The sequence below is a fragment of the Halomonas sp. LC1 genome (assembly GCF_030247125.1).
GTDB lineage: Bacteria > Pseudomonadota > Gammaproteobacteria > Pseudomonadales > Halomonadaceae > Vreelandella.
Genome location: NZ_JASSPG010000002.1, coordinates 471600 through 491876, shown reverse-complemented (window position 1 = coordinate 491876; position 20277 = coordinate 471600). Strand labels below are relative to the sequence as shown.

The window sequence follows — 20277 nt, the reverse complement described above, 5'->3', positions numbered from 1 at the left end:
CTTTTTGTGCGTTCTTGATAATCGGTAAGCCTAAGCAGAAGATCCTCGTACAGCAACCACGACGAGGAAGGCTTACCATGAGCGTGTCACTCTCCACTCCCATTGCCACCTATATCGCCATTAGCAACGGCGCGGATGATGCCCCGCTGGCGGAGTGCTTTACCGCCGATGCCCGCGTGGTGGATGAAGGGCAAACCCACCAGGGCATTGCCGCCATTCGTGCCTGGTTACGCGGCACCCGCCGCCAGTTTGAGTACCACGTGGAGCCCACCGACGTCTCTCGTGATGGCGACAAGATGGTGATGACCACCACCGTGACCGGCGATTTTCCCGGTAGTCCGGTGCAGCTGTTTCACCATATCGAACTGGCCGATGAACGCATTCAAAGCTTGGAGATTACCCCATGAACCTGCAGCTTAGCGGCCGTCGCGTATTGATCACGGGTGGCGGTAAAGGCGCGGGTGCGGCGGTGGTGGCGCTGTTTCGTGAAGAGGGCGCGCAGGTGCTCACCACCGCCCGTAACCGCCCCGCTGCCCTACCTGAAGAGCTGTTCGTCGCCGCCGATCTCACCACGGCCGAAGGCTGCACGACAGTGGCGGAAGCCGTGAAGGCGCGCATGGGCGGTGTGGATATCATCGTGCATGTGGTGGGCGGCTCGTCTGCCCCGGCTGGCGGCTTTGCGGCCCTGGGTGAAGAGGAGTGGCAGCAGGAGCTGAACCTGAACCTGTTCCCCGCCGTGCGGTTAGACCGCGCCCTGCTGCCGGGCATGCTAGCCCAGGGTGAAGGGGTGATCGTTCACGTGACCTCGATTCAGCGGGAGCTGCCTTTGCCGGAATCCACCACCGCCTACGCGGCGGCCAAGGCGGCGCTCTCGACCTACAGCAAGAGTTTGTCGAAGGAGGTGTCGCCACAAGGCGTGCGGGTGGTGCGCGTCTCGCCGGGTTGGATCGAGACGGAAGCCGCCGTTGCTTTGGCGGAGCGGCTGGCCGAGCAGGCAGGCACCGATTACGAGGGCGGCAAGCAGATCATCATGGGCGCGCTGGGCGGCATCCCGCTGGGCAGGCCCTCTACCCCGGCGGAAGTGGCGAACCTGATTGCGTTCGTGGCCTCGCCGCTGGCAGGCTCAATCACGGGCACGGAGTTTGTGATTGATGGCGGCACGGTGCCGGTGGCGTAGCGCTTGAGTCGGCGGGTATCTCGATTGGCGTTGGCGGGCGACGGCTCCTAGACTGAAGCTTCGTTTCTCTTGAGATACCCGACCTATGCGCGTTTTTTCTAATCTGGTCGGTGCCGGTTCACTCTGGTTCGATAATTTGGTCACGGCGGATGGTGTGCCGGTGGCCTACGACCCCCAGGCGCGGGCGTTCATTCCCATGCCGCCCTTCTGTGCCAACCGCGACGTGATTGGCTGTAACTGGATTGCCCCGAAGCAGGGCGAGTTCTGCCGCGCCTGCGCGATGACCGCCCTGGCCCCAGACCCTTCCATTTCCGATGCGATACCCAACTGGGCACACACCGAGGCGGCCAAGCGCTGGGTGATCGATAACCTGGGCCGCTGGCACTGGTTTCGCCCGGAAGACCCCGGCGCGCCGCCGGTGTTTCATATGCTGGCGGAAGGCGGTACGCCTGTCCCTATGGGGCACGTGGGCGGCGTGGTAACGATTAGCGTGGCGGAAGCGGATGCCGTGGTGCGCACCACCCGCAAAGAGGCGTTGGATGAGCCTTACCGCACCATGATTGGCCATATGCGCCATGAAATTGCTCATATGCTGTGGTGGCGGCTTAGCCTGCGGGAGGATTTTCTGGATGCCTTCCGCGAGATGTTTGGCGATGAGCGGGAGGATTACCCGGCGGCCTTGCAGCGCCACTACCAAAACGGCCCGCCGGCGGATTGGCAAACGCGCTTTCTCTCCACCTACGCGTCGTCCCACCCCCACGAGGATTGGGCGGAAACCGCCTCGCATCTGCTGCACCTAACGGATATCACCGACAGCTTCGTATCCTCGGGCATGACGTCGCCCGCGCTACCGGACGACCACAATTGGGATGCCTACGCTGAACCGGATTCAGAGCGGCTGATTCATATTGCGGCGTCATTGGTGGCAGGCGTGAACCATGTCAACCGTTCGATGGGGTTGTCGGATCTCTACCCGTTTGTGCTTTCGGAAGTGGCGCTGCGCAAGCTGGCGTTCGTTCACGACTGGCTGCGGCGTGGGGCGCAAGGGCTGTAAGCCAGCCCTGTGCGCTTCGCTTGATGCGGTTTAGTGAAGGCCTAGCGCCTCAATCACCGCTGCGACCTGTTGGCGTGCTTCCCCTTGCAGGGTGTTCAACGGTTGGGGCAAGCAAGGTGAGCTAGCGCGACCAGTGAGTTCGGCAATGGTTGCCGCCACCCGCAGGCTCCCGCCGTATTCATGATACAGCGCCCATAGCGGTGCTAAGGCGTCTGAGCGGGCTTGAGCCTGTTCGGCGTCGCCCGCTTGGGCGGCGCGTGTTAGCGCCAGCGCTAGTTCTGGGTAGAGCCCGCCAATCACCGAATACCACGCCTCGCAGCCTGCCAGCAGGCCCGTCGCGGCGGCGGGGTCGCCGCTGATGCCGATGGTTACATCATCAGGAATCAGCGCCCGCAGCCGCGCCACGCGGGCTTTGGCATCTTCCAAGTCAGTAGACACTGGCGGAATTTTGATCGAGCGCACCTGGGGCAACTCGGCAATGCGCCCGTGCAGCTCGTCGCTGAACGTGAAGTGGGTGGTGCCGGGGTTGTCGTACACGCACAGCGGCACGCTGATGGCGGGGCTGACGGTGCTGAACAGGTTGAACACGTCGTCATCGGTCAGCGTTTGGTATGACACAGGCGCTAATAGCAGGCCGCTTGCCCCGACCTGCTGGGCGTGCTCGGCATTGGCCAGCACATCGCGGGTGCGCAGCGCACCAATGCCCACCACCACCGGCACCCCCGCCGCACTCTCCACACTCAGCTTGGCCACCCGCGCCCGCTCTTCCACGCTTAAATAAGCGTAGCTGCCGGTAGAACCCAGCACGCCAATGGAATCCACCTGCGCTTGGGCCAAACGGGCCACGAGCTGGGTAAACTCCTGCTCGTTAATGCCCTGCTCATTCATGGGGGTTAGCGGAAACGCACTCAGGCCGGTAAACATGGGGGTGTCCTTTTTGGGGAGTTATTGCACGAGACGGCTACTCAAGACTACTGCCCAAAGCTAAGGCCCAAGCGCAGCGCTTGCAGACTATCGAGCTGTACCGTGACCTCATCAGAAAACAGCGGGTGGCCTTGTAGCTGCATGTTGACCGCTGCTTGAGAGCCACGGTAGCCAAGCGTGACGGCCACATAAGCGCTGTCACTCACTGGGGCCAGCCAATCGTACTCGACGTTATCCACACTCACCGACGACAGCCCACGGGCTTCTAACTGCTCCGCGACTTCCTTCTCAACCACAACGCCGTAGTAAAAATAGAGTCCTGCGTAGCCCAGCCCCAGCAGTACCAGCAATGAAAAGAGCTTGCCCATTATTTGCCTCTGTTTGTGGTCATTTGCACGATAGGTGATGGATTACATCCGGCGCTTTAGCGACGCGTAGACTTTGCCTTTGTCACGCTTACCCACAGCAATAACGTAGATAAACAGTTCATCATCCACTACTTCATAGACCAGACGATAGCCTACGCTTCGAAGCTTTATTTTATAGCAGGCATCGAAACCACTGAGTTTATCGGCAGGCACACGTGGGGTTTCTAGCCTTTCAGCCAGCTTCTTTTTGAACTGTTGTTTGACGGGTGGGCTAAGCTTTTCCCACTCTTTCAAGGCCGCGGGCAAAAAGCGTAGCTTATAGGTCATCCAGTGATACCGTGACGGCCTTGTCTTTATCGGCTCGACGCTCTTCCACTAGCTTGGCCAGCTCGTAGTCTTCCAGCATCTCCATCATCGCCTCATAAGTTTCTACAGGGACAAGGTAAGCGGCGGGCTTGTTGTGATTCAACACAGCAATGGGGGCACCGCTTGCCTGGCTCAGCAGTGCCGAAGGGTTTTTCTTTAGTTCAGAAATACTGACCGAAAAGTTAGCTAATACTTGGTGCATGGAAACCTCCTGAAGCCATAAAAAAGCTCCTTTTCTAGCCCTCATATTAGCTCTTTTTTTGCAACTACTCCAAGCGTTCGCTGTTTACATTCACTGCTCAACGATGCGATGCCTAATGTCTGCACCCTCTCACACTCTCCGCCAGTTCTTTCACCAGCCCGTGCACCCGCATCACGGCGTCATCACCGCTGCTGGCGTGTTCGATGCAATCTACCAGCGCAGAGCCCACGACCACGGCGTCGCTGAAGCGGCCAATGGTGGCGGCCTGTTCGGCGGTGCGAATACCAAAGCCTACGGCGATGGGCAGCGGCGTGTGTTCGCGCAGCTGATTAACGGCGCTTTCTAAACGCTCCGGCGTGGGGGCGCTGCCGCCCGTCACCCCCGCCACGGAAACGTAGTAGATAAACCCGGAAGCGTTGGCCAGCACTTTGGGCAGGCGCTTGGCATCGGTGGTGGGCGTAGCGAGGCGAATAAAATCGATGCCGTGCTGGGCGGCGGGCTGGCACAGCTCTTCGTCGTGTTCGGGCGGTAGATCCACCACGATCAGCCCGTCTACCCCGGCCTTGGCGGCATCGGTTAAGAAGCGCTCGACGCCATAGCAGTAAATTGGGTTGTAGTAGCCCATCAGCACGATGGGGGTGGTGCTGTTCTGCTCACGGAACTGGCGCACCATCTCCAGCGTTTTGGCTTGGGTCTGGCCGTTTTCCAGCGCGCGCAGAGCGGCTTTTTGAATGGCGGGGCCATCGGCCATGGGGTCGCTGAACGGCATGCCGAGCTCGATGATATCCACGCCTGCTTCCGGCAACCCGTGCAGCAGGCGGCGGGAGGTCTCGGCGTCCGGGTCGCCAGCGGTAAGGTAGCTGACCAGCGCGGGGCGGTTTTGTTGCTTGAGCGCGGTAAAGCAGTGTTCAAGACGAGAGGTGCTAGTCATGTCGTTCTCCTGTATCGCGCTCATACGTTTTTCACTCCGAATTTATCGCCCAGGTGGTGTGCCACGCTCATCATGTCTTTATCACCACGGCCACTGAGGTTGACCACCATCAGGTGCTCGCGGGGAAGTGTCGGCGCGCGCTTAGCCACTTCCGCCAGGGCGTGGGCAGTTTCTAGCGCGGGGATGATGCCCTCTTGGCGGCAGCAGATTTGGAACGCTTCCAGCGCTTCGTCATCGGTGGCGGAAACGTACTCGACCCGCCCTTGCTCGTGCAGCCAGGCGTGTTCGGGGCCGATACCGGGGTAGTCCAGCCCTGCGGAAATCGAGTGAGCGTCGATAATCTGACCATCTTCGTTTTGCAGCAGGTAGGTGCGGTTGCCGTGCAGCACGCCGGGGGTGCCGCCGTTCAGGCTGGCGGCGTGCAGGCCGCTGTTGACGCCTTTGCCGCCTGCTTCCACGCCCACCATGTGAACGCTGTCGTCATTAATGAACGGGTAGAACAGGCCCATGGCATTAGAGCCGCCGCCCACGCAGGCAATCAGCGAATCCGGCAAACGCCCCTGTTTTTCGAGCATTTGGGTGCGGGTTTCGTGGCCAATGACCGCTTGGAAATCGCGCACCATGGCCGGGTACGGGTGCGGGCCTGCCACGGTGCCAATGATGTAGAAGGTGTCGTCGACGTTCGTGACCCAGTCGCGCAGCGCTTCGTTCATCGCATCTTTCAGCGTGCCGGTGCCGGAGGTGACCGGCACGATCTCTGCGCCCAGCAGCTTCATGCGGAACACGTTGGGCTGCTGGCGTTCGATGTCGGTGGCGCCCATGTAAATCACGCAGGGCAAACCAAAACGCGCAGCCACGGTAGCGGTGGCAACGCCGTGCATGCCTGCGCCGGTTTCCGCGATGATGCGCTTTTTGCCCATCTGCTTGGCCAACAATACTTGACCAATGCAGTTGTTAATCTTGTGCGCGCCGGTGTGGTTAAGCTCTTCACGCTTGAGATAAATGCTCGCGCCGCCGAAGTGCTCGGTGAGCCGCTCGGCAAAGTAGAGCGGGCTGGGGCGGCCGACGTAATCACCCTGAAAATAGGCGAGCTGGCGCTGAAACTCCGGGTCGTTTTTGGCGGTGGTGTACTCATCCTGCAGCTCAAGAATCAGCGGCATCAGGGTTTCAGCGACAAAGCGGCCACCGAAACTGCCAAACAGCCCGTTGGCATCGGGTAGGCTTAAAGGTTTGTTCATCACGACCTCTGCGTTTTGGGTGCGATTTAGGGTTGTGATGACGTTAGCGCAGGCAGGCGGGAAGAAAAATCGATAAGATGGCAATCACCTGTGAGTTTTACGCAACTATTTGAAGAGGCCCCCATGCACCACAGCCTGCCGCCCTTAAGTGCTCTGCGCGCCTTTGAAGCCACCGCCCGGCTAGGCAGCGTAACCGCCGCCGCCGATGAGCTAAGCGTGACCCACGGCGCGGTAAGCCGCCAGCTAAAGAGCCTGGATGAGCATTTTGGCGTAGCCCTGTTCGCCAAAGCCGGGCGGGGGCTAGTACTCACCCACCACGGAGAGCAATTGCAAAACGGCGTGGGGGAAGCCTTCGCCAAGCTTAGGGATAGTTGCACCCGACTCAAGCATGAGATGGAAGAAGCGCCGTTTACCCTGGCCTGCCCCGGCAGCCTGCTGGCCCGCTGGCTGATTCCCCGTTTAGACCGCTTAAACCAGGCGCTACCGGAGCTAAAACTTCAGGTGGTAGTGAGCGATTCTGAGCAGCCCGGCCAGCCGGAGACCAGCGCAACGCTGGCCTTTTTCGAGCCACCGTGGCCTGACGAGGGCGAGCTGATTGAGCTGATGTCTGAGGAAATTTGCGCCGTGGCCAGCCCACGTTTGGTGGATGGGTGCGATGCCGCTCATCCCGCATCGCTGTTTACCAACAAGCTCCTTTACACCGCCTCACGCCCCCAAGCGTGGCCCCAGTGGGCAGACGCCCAAGGGCTGGAAACCGCCGCATTGAAAACAGCCCTCCAACAGGGCCAAGGCTTTGCGCACCTGTACTACCTCATAGAAGCTGCCGTAGCGGGCCTAGGGGTCGCCATCGCCCCGAAACTACTCGTAGAAGATGATCTCAAAAGCGGACGGCTTGTCGCCCCTTGGGGCAGCATCGAAACCCCGGCCAGGCTCTGCCTGTGGCTGTCCAAACACGCCAACGCCCGCCGCAGCGAATCGCTGGCTAAATGGTTGCGAAAAGAGCTGTAGGGCTAGAGCCCTACTCGGTGCGGGTACACCACAAACGCCAGCTTGTTGCCATCCGGGTCGCGGACGTAGGCGGCATAAAAGCCCTCCCCGTACTGCGGTCGAAAGCCCGGTGCGCCTTCGTCGCTTCCGCCGCTTTCCAGGGCTAGGTGGTGCAGCGTGTCGACTTCTTTGATGTCGGTGAACTGAAAGGCGGTCATGGTGCCGTTGCCCACGGTGGCCTCGTGGCCGTCGAAGGGGTGGCCCACGAAGTATTGGGGCACGTTGACATCGTCCGGGTCACCAAACGAGACGCAGCTGTCATCTTGCCAGCAAATATCCAGCCCCATAGCGTTAAACAGCGGCGTGTAGAACTGCAGGGCACGCGCGAGATCGTTTGTTCCCACCATGGTATAGGCCAGCATGCGCGTTCTCCTTATAAGCGTTGGACATATAACGGTTATGCCATAACGCCAAACAGTCGGCCAATGAGCGATGTCAACGCCATGGCCAGCGCTCCCCAAAACAGTACACGCAGTGCAGCGGTGCGTACCGGCGCGCCGCCCACTTTGGCGGCCAGCGCGCCTAACAGCGCCAAGCACGCTAACGAGGCCATGGCCACCAGTGGGATCAGCAGCACCGAGGGTGCCCACCAAGCGACGAGCAGCGGCAGCAGTGCCCCCAGGGTAAACATTGCCGCCGATGAGAACGCGGCCTGCAACGGCCGCGCTTGGCTGACAGCAGTGATGCCGATTTCATCGCGGGCATGAGCGCCCAAGGCATCTTTTTGCATTAGTTGATCGGCCACTTGACGGGCTAGATCTGGCGTTAATCCTCGCTCGACATAAATAGCGGCCAGTTCCTCTTTCTCGTCGTCGAAATGGTGATCTAACGCTTTTCGCTCCATGGCCAAATCGGCGCGCTCGGTATCCGATTGCGAGCTGACCGAGACATACTCCCCCGCCGCCATCGACATGGCCCCCGCGACCAGCCCCGCAAGCCCCGCCAACACGATCTCATTTTGCGCAGTTGACGCCGCTGCCACTCCTAAAATCAGGCTACTGGTGGACACGATCCCATCGTTGGCACCAAGCACGGCGGCTCTTAACCAGCCTGAGCGATGAGAGCGGTGATGTTCTTGATGGGTCATGGCTATCCTATCCGTTGGATGAGTGACGTGGCGCTGATGGTTCATCGGCCCTCTTTTTAAACTAGCAGGTTATGACCCGACCGCAGCAGGCATATTGTCTGCCTCCCCTAACACCGCGCAGTGACTGGCTCCCTCACGTCGTTTAGTCGTATGGCGAGATCATCATCGTGGCCTGCCCCACGACTTCGTGCGTTTGTCATGTGAGACAGGTAAGGTCATACCTCTCTCGACGACAAGGAGTGATGACGTTGCGCTATTTATGGACCACCACCTTCACTCTGCTGGCCAGCACTTCCTCGTTGGCCCTGGCAGCCGACGCTACCCCGCTAGCTGAACAGCTCGATGATCTGAATCGCTTTCAGGTCATTGCTCACCGAGGGGCCAGCGGGCACGCCCCGGAAAGCACGCTGGCCGCTTATGAGCTAGCCCACCGCTGGGGGGCGGATTACCTGGAATTGGATGCACAGCTCAGCGCCGATGGCGAGGTAGTCCTGTTTCATGATGGCACCATCGAGCGCACCAGTGACGGTGAAGGGCATATCCACGATTACACCTTGGCCGAACTGAAAGCGTTGGATACCGGTTCGTGGTTCCATGAAGCCTACCCTGATCGCTTGGACGAGGATTATCGCGGCACACAGATCCTGACGCTCGATGAGCTCTTCGATCATTTCGGCCATACCACCCGTTACTACATCGAAACCAAGTCTCCCGATCTCAACCCTGGGTTGGAAGAAGCCCTGGTGACGCGTCTGGAAGCCTACGACATGATCGAGCAAGGCCGCGTCCTGGTGCAGTCCTTCGATCAGGAGAGTTTGCTGAAAGTGCGCGACCTGAATCCAGACGTGCCGCTCATTCAACTATTGTGGTACTCCCCCAGCGAGCAAGATAACGCCACTTTCACCGAGTGGAACGACACCACGCCGGGGGCCGACACGACCCGTGACGAGGATTTCGAGCGCATTGCTGAATACGCCGTGGGGATTGGCACCAATGCCGCCTACCAAGGCCAACCCGTGATCGATGCTGCGTTTGTTCGTCAGGCACAGGCAAATGGCCTGCCGGTTCACGTGTACACCATCAATGAACAAAAGGACATGAAGCGTTTGATGGCACTGGGCGTCAATGGCCTGTTTACCGATTACCCTGACCGCCTGCTGGAACTGGTAAACGAATAAGCCGGAAAGTGAGTGGCAACGTTGATACGCCGCAGCGCAAGGGCGCTTGGGGTGATGTAAATTACCCTAAGCGCCCTGTCACTTTTTGCCATTTTTTGTTGCTTGCGTTACGTAAAAAAGCCGATAAGCTCTTTTCTCTAACTCATCTTTTTGGTTGATCGCCGTAAGGGAGAAACGTCATTCACTCATTCACAGCTAACGTGTGGGCCACCCCCACAGGGTGCATGAACCTGACGTTCGGCAAGCCAAGGTACCCCTTGAGCCATGCCGTTTAAGAGGCCGCGACTCACGCTCATTAGCGCTTCACTGACAGCGTTAATGACGCTCGGCCTGTTCTTGGTGACGACGTCAGCCCAGCCCAACGAATTACCCGATACGATCGTGTTGATTGCCCACCCGTCCGTGGGCACGCTAAAGGTGCACCGCGATACGGTGCGGGCCATGTTCGCCATGCGCCAGCGCACGTGGCCCAATGGGCAAGCCGCCCAAGTCTTCGTGCTGCCTAACCGAGATCCCGTTCATGGCCGGTTTACCAAGGAGCAGCTGGGGGTCTATCCCCATCAGCTACAGTTAGCGTGGGATCGAATGGTGTTTTCCGGCATGGGGCAAGCCCCCAACCGAGTACGCGACCAAGCCGAGATGCGTGAGCGGGTCGCTGGCACTCCGGGTGCGCTGGGTTACCTTGAAAGGGAGTACTTGGATGAGAGCGTCCTTGTCATTTCAATGGAGTGAATACCGAGCGCCGACGGCGTGGCTAGCCACAGGGCTGTTGGCCCTGCTGCCCCTGAGCGTCCATGGCGATGGAGGCCGCTGGGATACGCTTCAGGTTCACGGTTTTCTCAGTCAGGCGTTGGTCATTACCGATGATAACGACGTTTTTGGTGCCAGTAGCGATCACGCGGGTAGTCTGGAGTTCACCGAGCTGGGGCTGAACGCCTCGTACCGCCCTCACCGTCAGGTGCTGGTGGCCGCCCAACTGCTCAGCCGCCGTGCCGGCGGCGATACCGAGGATGCCGTGCCGACGCTGGATTACGGGGTGATCGACTACCAAATGCGCTCGACCACCTCGCGCACGCTGGGTGTCCAGCTAGGTCGCTTCAAGAACCCTTTTGGCCTGTACAACCAAACCCGCGACGTGGCGTTTACCCGGCCCAGCATCTTGTTGCCGCAATCCATCTATTTTGACCGCACCCGCGCCCTTGGCTTGGCCGCCGACGGCGTTAGCTTTTATTGGGAAGAGCACATGGACGCGGGCACACTGCGTTTTCGTAGCGGGCTCGGCCGCCCGCAAACGGGCTCGGAGCTAACGCGACAGCTCTTCAACGGTGCGGCCAACGATGTCTCGGCGGCAGAGCCTTCCGCGATTGCCCAGCTGCTATACGAAGCCCCTTCCGGCCAGTGGGTCGCGGCGCTAAGCACCGCCACGGTGAACCTCGACACCTCGTTCGGCGGGCAAGCGGCCGACTTCGATTTCCAGCCCTGGATTGCGTCGCTTCAATACAACGAAGAGTTCTGGAGCCTGACGGCGGAATACGCGCTACGCCAGCAGTCGCTGGCTGGCGAAAACCTGCCGCGCACGTTCGATATCACCGGCGAGAGTTGGTACGTGCAGTATCAGTATCGCTTCACGCCTAGCTGGAGCGGGCTAGTTCGTTTTGATCGCCTGATCAACAATACCGATGACCGCTCGGGTCAGCGTTACGAACAAGCAAGCCTCGGCCCAGCCCACTCACAGTTCGCCGATGACGTCACGCTGGGCGTACAGTGGTCACCCACGCCTACGCTCATGTTAGCGGGTGAGTACCACGCCGTGGATGGCACCGGGTGGCTGCCGAAACAAGACAACCCAGAGGCCAGCGCCACACGCCAACACTGGAACATGCTGCTGTTTCAACTATCGCTGCGCTTCTAGCCCATTGAACGGATCGGGAACTGCCGTGATGAATCGGTTTTCACCATTGCCAACACGTCATCGGTTTAGTCTCGCCTGGCGGGTCACCGCGCTTAGCAGCCTGCTGTTGCTGATATTGGTCGCGCTGTTCATTTGGTTAGGGCATCACCATCTTGCCCAGCAGTTCGAAAGTAGCCGCTTGGCCCACCATGAGCGCCAGCAGCGCGAAATACGGCTCGCCCTTCAGCGCTCAGCAAACAACCTGCGTCAACTGGCAGGATTGACCGCCTCGGCACCGCCCCTCGTGGATGCGCTGGCCGTGGGAGACACCACCGCCATCGACGACGCCCTACGCGCTCAGTGGCCCTCTTTACAGTTGGAGGCGGGGATCGATGAGGTCTTCGTCTTCGATCCGCTAGGGCGCTTGCTCGGCCACTCCGGCGGCATTCAAAGCGCGGTGGATATCCCCGTCGAGGGGTGGGTGGAGGACGTGCTCGCCCGCGAGGCCCCCATCACCACGCTACGCTGTGGGCTGAACTGCCAGCAGTATGCGGCCGTGCCCATTTTGATGGAGGGCAGCAGCATTGGCATGGTGGTGCTATCCCGCTCGCTGGCCGACGTGACCCGCGAAGCCAGAGAGGTGTCCGGCAGCGAAGTCGCGTTGATGGTGACGGGCTATAGCGGCACGCCCGGCATGGACGCCAGCCGCCGGATAGCACAGTGGAACGGCCATTTGGTTGCCCTCACCAGCCGCGAGGTCACGCTCCCCTTATTGGAGCGCGCTGCCCTCACGGCGCCCATCGTGGAGCTGGCCGAGCGGCCGCTGAATTTGCCGTACGCGGAGCGCTACCTGGAACTCAGCGCCGTTTACATGGAGGACGATGCCGACTGGCGCAGCACGGGCTATTTTCTACTGATTTCCGATGTCACGGCGCAAACCGTGGCCATTCAGAAAGCCACCAATACGCTGCTCTTACTCGGCGTGGTGGGCTGGCTGGCCGCCGAGCTGCTGCTGCTCGCGATTCTGCTCGGGCCCATGGCCCGGCTGCGCCGGGTTGCCGCGCTGCTACCAGCACTAGCGAGAGGCGACTTTACGGGAGTGCGAGGCAAGCTGCCCCAGCGCGCGCCTCGGCTCTCCAATGAGATCGATGTCCTGGAGAACGCGACCCGCACCCTGGCGAACCAGCTCGAGCACTTGGAGTCCAGCGTGACCGAGCACAGCAGCCAGCTTGCCGAGCGCATCGACGAGCTGGCCCATGAAAGAGACTTCGTGAATAGCCTGTTGGATACCGCTCAGGTCTTCATCGTGGTACACGACCGTGAGGGGCGCATTCAGCGAGTCAACGCGTACACGCGCACCCGGCTCGCGCTGAAAGATAGCGAACTGATGGGCCGGTATTTTGCGGACATTTTTGACCATGCCCCGCTCACCGGGCTGCCAAGCCGTTTCATTGCAAAAGACGCGCCGCTCGATACCGCCCTGACCACGCCCCAGCAGGAAGAAAAAATCCTGCAAACCGCCGACAAGCGCTGCTGTACCGTGGTCTGGTACCACTCCGTGCTGCCAGTCAGCCCCCGAGACGATGCGCTGCGCATTTCGGTCGGGCTGGACATTACCGAACGCAAAGCCGCCGAAGAGCGACTGACCTGGCTCGCTGAGCGCGACCCGCTGACCGAGCTGTTCAACCGTCGCTATTTCCAGGATGCGCTGCAGAGCGCCCTGCTGAAGAACAGCGAAGGGGCCATCGTGCTGCTGGATTTGGATCAGTTCAAAGAGATCAATGAACTCAGCGGCCACCATGTCGGCGATCACTTGCTGCGTGAGGTCGCCGAGACGCTGTTCTTGAACCTTGGCCAGCGCAGCATCATCGCCCGTCTGGGAGGCGACGAATTCGCCCTGCTACTGGAGGGCGTCAGCAGTGAGCAGGCCATTAGCATGGCGGGGTACATCAGCCAGCTACTGAGCGGCATCGGTTTTCAATCGGCAGGCCGAAAGCACCATATTTCTGCCAGCATGGGCATTGCGCTTTTCCCTCTACATGGCCGCACCCCCGCCGACCTGCTGGCAAGCGCCGATATGGCGATGTACAAGGCCAAAGAGAGCACTCACCAGCGCTGGTATCTACTCTCTCAGGCCGAGAACGCCAAAGACGAACTACAAGATCGCGTTTACTGGGTCGAGCAGCTCCATCACGCGCTGGAGAACGACAGCTTCGAACTGATGGTGCAACCCATCGTGCACTTGTTCGACCAATCAATGAAGCACTATGAAGTGCTGCTGCGTCTTCGCGCGCCGGACGGCAGCCTGATCGCCCCTCAGCACTTCATTGCCATTGCCGAACAGAGCGGCTTGGTCGTGCCGCTTGACCGATGGGTCCTCCGACATAGCCTGGAAGCCCTGGGTACGCTGCAAGCGCGGGGCATTTCCTTGGCTGTGAATTTGTCGGGGCAATCGCTGCACGACCTGGAGCTCAAACAGTACTTGACCGACGAGTTACAGCGCAGTGGCACCGACCCCCACCATTTGATTCTGGAAGTCACCGAAACCGCCGCGATCACCGACTTTTCGACCGCGCGAAACGTGCTGCAAACCGTACGCGATTTAGGCTGCCGTACGGCCCTGGACGACTTCGGCATTGGGTTCAGCAGCTTTCACTACTTGGGTCAGCTACCGGTGGACTACATCAAAATAGATGGCTCGTTCATTCGCAGCTTATTGATCAATCCCGATAGCCATACCATTGTGAAAGCCATCGCCGACATCGCCAAAGGGTTTGGCAAACAAACCATTGCAGAGTTTGTCGACCAGGCGGCACTGCTGCCTATTTTAAAAGAGTACGGCATTGCTTACGGACAAGGCTTTTATGTAGGCAAACCCCTGCCCCTGGCGCAGCTACTAAAAGGATGAACGCTGGTGATAACGACAATAACCCCCGCCATGACCACGCCAGAGATCCTCGAAGACACGACCTTTAGCCCTACGTTTTTCAACGACCACTTCAGACTGCTGATTGCCCAAACCCCCGACGAGCAGCACCGGGCGTTTGCACTGCGCCACGCGGTATTCATCGAAGAACTCAACTACGCCATTGGCAAGGAAAGCGCTCTGAACATCGAGCGCGACGAGCACGATCAACACTCGCTGCTCTGTTTGCTTCACCATAACGCCACGGGGGTCGACGTGGGCTGCGTCAGGGTGGTATTGATCGACCCCGTCCCAGGACAACCCGCCCGAGGCCTACCGCTGGAAGATTACTATCATGCCCACCTCTTTATTCCCGACGCCCACCCGCATACGTTTCCACTTCATAAAACCTGCGAAGTATCGCGCTTAGCCGTTCACCCCACCGTTCGTAAAAAGCCGAAAGGCCGCGCTGGGCCAGCCGCTTCCACCTCTGATGCACGACGTCCCTCGCCTTTTCCAGCGCTTCAAACGCCTTACGAAAGCATCAAAGAGAGCCCGGCGCTCTTGAGCCTGAGCCTCTTTTTAGCGGCCACGGCCATGGTGGGGCTCAGCGGGCGCTACCATGTTTTTGCCATGTTAGAGCCGCGCTTTAGCCGTTTATTGAAAGCCTCGGGGCTGCATTTCCATCAGGTAGGTGGGGTCATCAATTACTGCGGCAGTCGCGCGCCCTACTACATCGACCAGCGGGTCGCGGAAGAGAGCCTGCCTAAGCGCATCGTTCCGCTTTACCACACCATCAAGACGCAGCTTGCCGCCCAACTACCGGCCACCACCTGCGTCTATGCTCATTAAGCCGCAGGCGCAGCGGTAGATGGCGTCGACACGCTTTGGGGGGTGATGCTGGCAAACTTGTCGACGAAATAGACCAGCGTTTCGGGATGTCGGAAGCGACGTTCGAAGGTTTCCTGGCGAACCTCGTCTTCGGTGTGATAGCGACGCGTGACGTTGGCGAGGTAGTCGCTGCCCACCTTCGCCACCTTGACGCTGTTTTCATGGCCCGGCTCCCGGTGTACCAGCGTGACGTTTGGCTGCTGCGCCAGCAGCGTCGCTAGCCGCTGGGCCGCGTCACGCTCTTCGTCAGTGGCCCATAGCGGCTGGTCGCGGTTGCCGTAGTGGTAGAGCAGCACCGCCAGCAGCACGGCGAAAATGCTGCTGGTGAGCATCCAGGTCAGCAGCACGCCGGACAACGGCATGGTCAGCATGATGACGAGCTGCAGCAAACTCCCCAACGACAAGACCGCTGCCAATGGTCGCCACATGCGCTGACTCATGACGGCGCGATTCAAGATGTATCCCCACAGCCCTGCCACGCCCAGCGCCCCGAAAAACAGGTGCGCCATGGCAAGCGGTGTTCCCCCACCGGAAAAGATCGCCACGACTCCCATCACGGGTAGCAGGCTGTAAAGTCCGGCCAGTAGCACGTAGGCACGCTGTAGAGACATAGAGGACTCCTTATTTCATGGTAAAGCCGCGTTTCACCAAGAAGTCACGCATATGGGGGCGCAGCTTGCTATCGAACAGAGGGGTTAGGTTGTGCGACCAATCACTGTTTTTATTGCCGCTACTCCGAGACTGATAGTACGCCTGCATGGTGTCGTCAAAGGCGGCCACATGATCGCTATCATCAGTGTAGTAGTCCTCTTTTAGAATCGCTTCAACGGGCAGGCGCGGCTTCACTTCCGGCTGATGCGCTGGGTAGCCCAGACACATGCCGAACACCGGGTAGACATGGGCTGGCAGACGCAGCAGCTCACTGACGGCGTCCGGGTCATTGCGAATACCACCGATGTAGCATATACCCAAGCCTTCTGATTCGGCGGCGACCGCCACGTTTTGCGCCATGAGCGCCGTATCCACGGTGGCGACCAGAAGCTGTTCGGTCATGCCGCGCTCGACGTTGGCGCCGGTACGCTCAGAGGCATCGGTGGGGCGCTTCATGTCGGCACAGAAGACCAAAAACGCCGCGCTGCTGGCCACGTAACCTTGGCCACCGGCCAGCTCAGCAATCGCTTCGCGATTGGCGGTATCTTTGACATGAATCACCGTGTACGCCTGCACATGGCTCGATGTCGCTGCCGCTTGGCCCGCTTGAATCAGTTCGCGCAGTAGCCCCTGGGGAATCGCTTGATCGGTGAATTTACGAATCGACCGGTGGGCATTGAGTAGCTTGATCACATCGTTCATATCACGTACCTCTTGGGTGGTTGTCCATTGGGCGGATTAGTGTTTACGGCGGTTGAACAGGCCCTGCTTACACTCCCGCTGCGCCTCGACGTCGCCACGAATCTGTGCATGGCTGATCAGCGCGAAAATGAAGGTGCCGCCAATGACGTTACCGGCCAGCGTCGGCAGTGCAAAACCCACCACCGCGTCGTACCAGGAAATATGGCCATCGAACACCAAATACAGCGCTTCGCTGGTGCCGACGATGATGTGAGTGAACTCTCCAATCGCCATGACGTAGGTCACGATGATGATGATCCACACCTTGGCCTGGTCGGCGGCGGGAATCAGCCACACCAGGGTCGCAATCATCCAGCCAGCGAGAATCCCTTTAGAGAACATTTCCATGGGCGTATTCGCCATCATGTGCTCCCCAAGGGCGATGAACGCTTGGTGCGTTGCCTCGTCGAACATCGGCATGTGCAGGAAGGTAAAGGAAGAGAGCGCGGCCCCCATCAGGTTGCCTACCAGTACCACGCCCCATAACCTGCCCAATGCTCCAAGGTTCGGCAGCGTTGGGCGGCTCATGACGGGCAGCACGGCCGTGACCGTGTTTTCGGTAAAGAGCTGTTGGCGGGCCAAAATGACGGCAATGAAGCCCACGGTATAGCCTAGGCACTCGACTAAAAAACCAATGTCGGTTTGCGGCAGATGGGCATGCATGACGCCGCGCGCCACCATGGAGAAACTCATCGAGATACCCGCCGCAATGGCCGACCATAGCAGCGCCATGGAGTCTCGCGAGAGCTCCTTTTGCCCCTCTAAGCGTAAATGCTGATGCACCACGGCAGCTCTGGAGGGCAAGTTCGCCTCTCGCGCTTCCTGCTGATTACTCGACGCCTGGGAAGTTGGCTCATGCTGGCCGTGCTCCTCACGACGCTGATCCCCCCCTTCAAAATTGTCATCCGCTTGGTGCTGTTGGTTCATGCTGGCTCTCTCCCTAGTGAGTTTTCAGCGTAACGCTATTGTCTAAGATTGGGTAGCCACTCAAGGGGGTTAACGTACGGTGGATAAAGAATTTTTACGCGATGTTGCACGCGAGAAAGACAACGCTCGCTATACTATTTCTAACCCTCAGGCCTCATCACGTTGCTAGGAAGCCGATATGTCTAACGCCTCTCACACACCGCCCGGCCAGGCATGGAACGCCGGTCGGTATGCGGAGCACGCCAGCTTTGTTCCCGATCTAGGTACGGAGGTCCTCCGCCTGCTTTCGCCCCAACCAGGTCAGCGCATTTTGGACGTGGGCTGCGGCGACGGTGCCCTCACCGAACGCATCATGCAGCTTGGCGCGGACGTCGTAGGGATCGATGCCTCAGCAGAGATGGTTGCCGCCGCCCAACAGCGCGGCGTAACGGCGCGCGTGATCGACGGGCATCAGCTGCCCTTCGACCACGAATTCGACGCGGTCTTCAGCAACGCGGCGCTGCACTGGATGCTCGACCCGCAAGCCGTCCTGGCGGGCATAAAACGCGCCTTGAAGCCCGGTGGGCGTTTCGTGGCAGAGTTTGGTGGCCATGGCAACGTGGCGGCTATCTGCACCGCGCTGATTGCCTCGCTCCAGTTCCGCGGTATCAGCTCGAAGGGCCGTCACCCGTGGTACTTCCCCACTACCCAGGAGTACACCAATCTGTTGCAAACGGTCGGCTTTCGGGTCGATAGCGTCGAGCTCATTCCCCGCCCTACGCCGCTGCCGACGGGCATGGCGAGCTGGCTGGATACCTTTGCCAGTCCTTTCTTCCACGGCCTGGAAGAGGACCTGAAAGATGCCATTTTCGATAACACCCTCAACCTGCTGGCCCACAGTCTGAGCGACGGCCACGGCAACTGGACGGCAGACTACGTGCGCATCCGCGTCGTCGCCCACGTTTAAACGCGCTCCCTCTTATCGTTCCTAAAAAAACAGGGCGGCTCGTTAGCCGCCCTGAAGGGATGTAAGGATGAGAAAGATAGACAGATAGGGCCGCTGGCTAGAACTCATCCCAGTCGTCGCTGCTCGACACCGTCGACTGCGCAGCAGGCTTGGCCGCCGGGCGCTGCTCCACCAACGGGGCACTCGCCGCAGGCGGCTGGCTCCCTTCGGCTAGCCGGAACGTCGCCATGAGCGTGGCAAGCTGGCTGGCTTGCCCTTCCAGCGCGCTTGCCGCCGAGCTGGTTTGCTGCACCAGCGCAGCGTTTTGCTGGGTCACCGAGTCCATTTCCGTCAGTGCAGCGTTGATCTGTTCGATGCCACTGTTTTGCTCTCGGGTAGCCGTGGAGATCTCCCCCATCAGCGTGGTGACCTGACGAATGGCGTCGACGGTCTGGCTCAGCGTCTCGCCGCTCCGTTCGGCCTGCGTGGCGCCGCTGTTGATTTGGGTGGTGGTTTGTTCGATCAGCCCCCGAATCTCTTTGGCCGACTCCGCACTGCGGGTCGCCAGCGAGCGCACTTCGCTCGCCACCACCGCAAAGCCACGCCCCTGCTCGCCTGCCCGCGCCGCCTCTACCGAGGCGTTGAGCGCCAGAATGTTGGTTTGGAAGGCAATCGAGTCGATCACACCGATGATATCGTTGACCCGATCGGCGCTGGCGGCGATCTCGCGCATGAGCTGGACGGTACGCTCGACCTCTTCGCCGCTCGCCTCGGCAGATTGGGAGGCCGCGACCGAGAGCTGGTCGGCCTCCTGGGCTATCTCGGCATTTTTGCTCACCGTGGTGGCCATTTGCTCCATGCTGGAGGCCGTTTGTTGCAGCGCCGAGGCCTGCTGCTCGGTACGTGAAGAGAGGTCTTGACTGCCCGACGAGATATCGCTGGCGCCGCTGTAGACGTGTTCACTGCTGCTACGCAGCGACATCACCAGTGTCTTCAGCTTCTCTTGCATGGTCGCTAAACCGATGAAGAGCTGACCAATTTCGTTACGGCCACGGTCTTCGATACGCCCGGTCAAATCACCGTTGGCAATGCGGTCGAAATGCCCCAGCGCCTGCTGGAGCGGGGTCACCACGCCACGCATCATCGCCATACGAATGACGACCGCCGCCAGCAGGGAAAACAGCAGCAGACCAACCGCTACCGCACCACCAATCGTCGCCAAGCGCTCCACCTGGCCCATGACTTGCTGGCCGCGTGCCTCGGTGTAGGCCACGAACTCGCCCATCGCGGTATCCAGGTTAGCCCCCAGCTCGCCCAACGCTTCCTGTTGACGCTGAATTTGAAACGGCGCGGCATCCAATAACGGCACGATGCCGTCGGTCACGAAGGCGTGATAGGCCGCGATCACGTTGTCACGCCGCTGGGCCAGCTCGCTTTCCGGTGTTACGGGAATCGCCGAGAACTCGTCAAAGCGACTTTGCGCTGCCGTCACGGCGTCTGCCGCCATGGCCAGGCTCTCCTGCCCTTTATCCGGATTGCCCTGGGTACTGAAACTGGCCGAGCGGTCGAGGAAGGTTTGCGCCCTAAGCGCATTCACTTGGGTGCGGTTCGCCAAGTTGGCGAGTCGCACGTTGATGTTATTGATCTCGCTGAGTGCTCGATCGCTGGTGGTATTGGTGTAAAACCCCAACGCGCTGATCAAGCCGATCATCACTACGAGCAGTGCCAAGGCAGCCGTCAGGCTCCACTTGATGGAGAGTTGTTTCATCGCTGC

The 20277-nt window shown here is 60.0% G+C and carries 22 protein-coding genes; 10 read left to right on the top strand and 12 right to left on the bottom strand.

The annotated features are described in order from the left end of the window. Nucleotides 1-77: 77 nt before the first annotated feature. The 3 genes from QIT27_RS05170 to QIT27_RS05160 all read left to right on the top strand — a co-directional run bounded on the left by QIT27_RS05170 (nucleotide 78) and on the right by QIT27_RS05160 (nucleotide 2231). Entirely contained in the window at nucleotides 78-407 is a 330-nt protein-coding gene (locus tag QIT27_RS05170) for a nuclear transport factor 2 family protein (protein ID WP_285263103.1), read from the top strand. Beyond that, nucleotides 404-1177, top strand: a complete 774-nt coding sequence (locus QIT27_RS05165) for an SDR family oxidoreductase (protein WP_285263102.1) — start codon at nucleotides 404-406, stop codon at nucleotides 1175-1177. Before QIT27_RS05170 ends, QIT27_RS05165 begins: the two co-directional genes overlap by 4 nt. A gap of 85 nt (nucleotides 1178-1262) precedes the next feature. Next, on the top strand, nucleotides 1263-2231 hold the full coding sequence (locus tag QIT27_RS05160; RefSeq protein WP_285263101.1) for a zinc-binding metallopeptidase family protein: 969 nt from the start codon (nucleotides 1263-1265) through the stop codon (nucleotides 2229-2231). A 30-nt stretch (nucleotides 2232-2261) separates the two neighbouring features. On the opposite strand, the gene QIT27_RS05155 is transcribed toward QIT27_RS05160, so the two are convergent. The 6 genes from QIT27_RS05155 to trpB form a co-directional block, all read right to left on the bottom strand. Beyond that, a complete protein-coding gene (locus tag QIT27_RS05155) occupies nucleotides 2262-3155 on the bottom strand; it encodes a dihydrodipicolinate synthase family protein (RefSeq protein ID WP_285263100.1) in 894 nt (297 codons plus the stop codon). Nucleotides 3156-3202: 47 nt separating this feature from the next. After that, nucleotides 3203-3523, bottom strand: a complete 321-nt coding sequence (locus QIT27_RS05150) for a hypothetical protein (protein WP_253018019.1) — start codon at nucleotides 3521-3523, stop codon at nucleotides 3203-3205. A 42-nt stretch (nucleotides 3524-3565) separates the two neighbouring features. Beyond that, a complete protein-coding gene (locus QIT27_RS05145) occupies nucleotides 3566-3850 on the bottom strand; it encodes a type II toxin-antitoxin system RelE family toxin (protein WP_089675540.1) in 285 nt (94 codons plus the stop codon). Beyond that, nucleotides 3840-4091 carry a type II toxin-antitoxin system Phd/YefM family antitoxin gene (locus QIT27_RS05140; RefSeq protein WP_062372637.1) on the bottom strand — a complete coding sequence of 84 codons (252 nt, stop codon included), beginning with the start codon at nucleotides 4089-4091 and terminating at the stop codon, nucleotides 3840-3842. The genes QIT27_RS05145 and QIT27_RS05140 overlap by 11 nt, the downstream gene beginning before the upstream one ends. Nucleotides 4092-4203: 112 nt before the next feature. Continuing rightward, a complete protein-coding gene (gene trpA, locus QIT27_RS05135) occupies nucleotides 4204-5022 on the bottom strand; it encodes a tryptophan synthase subunit alpha (protein ID WP_285263099.1) in 819 nt (272 codons plus the stop codon). 20 nt (nucleotides 5023-5042) lie between these two features. Further along, the gene (gene trpB / locus QIT27_RS05130; RefSeq protein ID WP_285263098.1) at nucleotides 5043-6260 is read right to left on the bottom strand and encodes a tryptophan synthase subunit beta; all 1218 of its coding nucleotides are present in this window, start codon (nucleotides 6258-6260) and stop codon (nucleotides 5043-5045) included. A gap of 123 nt (nucleotides 6261-6383) precedes the next feature. Here trpB and QIT27_RS05125 point away from each other — a divergent pair, with 123 nt between their 5' ends. Further along, nucleotides 6384-7268: a LysR family transcriptional regulator gene (locus QIT27_RS05125; RefSeq protein ID WP_285263097.1), complete on the top strand. Its 885-nt coding sequence runs from the start codon at nucleotides 6384-6386 to the stop codon at nucleotides 7266-7268. A gap of 2 nt (nucleotides 7269-7270) precedes the next feature. Here QIT27_RS05125 and QIT27_RS05120 read toward each other — a convergent pair whose 3' ends face one another. Both QIT27_RS05120 and QIT27_RS05115 read right to left on the bottom strand, forming a co-directional pair. Continuing rightward, nucleotides 7271-7669: a VOC family protein gene (locus tag QIT27_RS05120; protein WP_285263096.1), complete on the bottom strand. Its 399-nt coding sequence runs from the start codon at nucleotides 7667-7669 to the stop codon at nucleotides 7271-7273. A 35-nt stretch (nucleotides 7670-7704) separates the two neighbouring features. Beyond that, nucleotides 7705-8394 (bottom strand): VIT1/CCC1 transporter family protein, encoded by a 690-nt coding sequence (locus QIT27_RS05115; RefSeq protein ID WP_285263095.1) that lies wholly within the window; start codon nucleotides 8392-8394, stop codon nucleotides 7705-7707. A 242-nt stretch (nucleotides 8395-8636) separates the two neighbouring features. Between QIT27_RS05115 and QIT27_RS05110 the strand changes: the two genes are divergently transcribed. The 5 genes from QIT27_RS05110 to QIT27_RS05090 all read left to right on the top strand — a co-directional run bounded on the left by QIT27_RS05110 (nucleotide 8637) and on the right by QIT27_RS05090 (nucleotide 15220). Then, nucleotides 8637-9572, top strand: coding sequence for a glycerophosphodiester phosphodiesterase family protein (locus tag QIT27_RS05110; RefSeq protein WP_285263094.1), 936 nt, complete (start codon nucleotides 8637-8639; stop codon nucleotides 9570-9572). A 264-nt stretch (nucleotides 9573-9836) separates the two neighbouring features. Continuing rightward, nucleotides 9837-10304 carry a hypothetical protein gene (locus QIT27_RS05105; RefSeq protein WP_350338754.1) on the top strand — a complete coding sequence of 156 codons (468 nt, stop codon included), beginning with the start codon at nucleotides 9837-9839 and terminating at the stop codon, nucleotides 10302-10304. After that, the gene (locus tag QIT27_RS05100; RefSeq protein ID WP_285263093.1) at nucleotides 10273-11484 is read left to right on the top strand and encodes a porin family protein; all 1212 of its coding nucleotides are present in this window, start codon (nucleotides 10273-10275) and stop codon (nucleotides 11482-11484) included. The genes QIT27_RS05105 and QIT27_RS05100 overlap by 32 nt, the downstream gene beginning before the upstream one ends. A 28-nt stretch (nucleotides 11485-11512) precedes the next feature. Continuing rightward, nucleotides 11513-14371, top strand: a complete 2859-nt coding sequence (locus QIT27_RS05095) for a bifunctional diguanylate cyclase/phosphodiesterase (protein WP_285263092.1) — start codon at nucleotides 11513-11515, stop codon at nucleotides 14369-14371. Nucleotides 14372-14377: 6 nt separating this feature from the next. After that, the gene (locus tag QIT27_RS05090; RefSeq protein WP_285263091.1) at nucleotides 14378-15220 is read left to right on the top strand and encodes a PEP-CTERM/exosortase system-associated acyltransferase; all 843 of its coding nucleotides are present in this window, start codon (nucleotides 14378-14380) and stop codon (nucleotides 15218-15220) included. Here QIT27_RS05090 and QIT27_RS05085 read toward each other — a convergent pair. The 3 genes from QIT27_RS05085 to QIT27_RS05075 are packed head-to-tail and all read right to left on the bottom strand — an operon-like array spanning nucleotide 15217 to nucleotide 17578. Beyond that, entirely contained in the window at nucleotides 15217-15870 is a 654-nt protein-coding gene (locus QIT27_RS05085) for a hypothetical protein (RefSeq protein WP_285263090.1), read from the bottom strand. The genes QIT27_RS05090 and QIT27_RS05085 overlap by 4 nt on opposite strands. 10 nt (nucleotides 15871-15880) lie before the next feature. Continuing rightward, the gene (nfsA, locus tag QIT27_RS05080) at nucleotides 15881-16612 is read right to left on the bottom strand and encodes an oxygen-insensitive NADPH nitroreductase (protein WP_253017999.1); all 732 of its coding nucleotides are present in this window, start codon (nucleotides 16610-16612) and stop codon (nucleotides 15881-15883) included. Between the two features lie 36 nt (nucleotides 16613-16648). Beyond that, nucleotides 16649-17578 carry a formate/nitrite transporter family protein gene (locus tag QIT27_RS05075; protein WP_285263089.1) on the bottom strand — a complete coding sequence of 310 codons (930 nt, stop codon included), beginning with the start codon at nucleotides 17576-17578 and terminating at the stop codon, nucleotides 16649-16651. Nucleotides 17579-17756: 178 nt separating this feature from the next. Here QIT27_RS05075 and QIT27_RS05070 point away from each other — a divergent pair, with 178 nt between their 5' ends. After that, nucleotides 17757-18524, top strand: a complete 768-nt coding sequence (locus QIT27_RS05070) for a class I SAM-dependent methyltransferase (protein ID WP_285263088.1) — start codon at nucleotides 17757-17759, stop codon at nucleotides 18522-18524. Nucleotides 18525-18621: 97 nt separating this feature from the next. Here the strand turns inward: QIT27_RS05070 and QIT27_RS05065 are convergent, their stop codons facing one another. Beyond that, nucleotides 18622-20271 (bottom strand): methyl-accepting chemotaxis protein, encoded by a 1650-nt coding sequence (locus tag QIT27_RS05065; protein ID WP_285263087.1) that lies wholly within the window; start codon nucleotides 20269-20271, stop codon nucleotides 18622-18624. Nucleotides 20272-20277 lie beyond the last annotated feature (6 nt).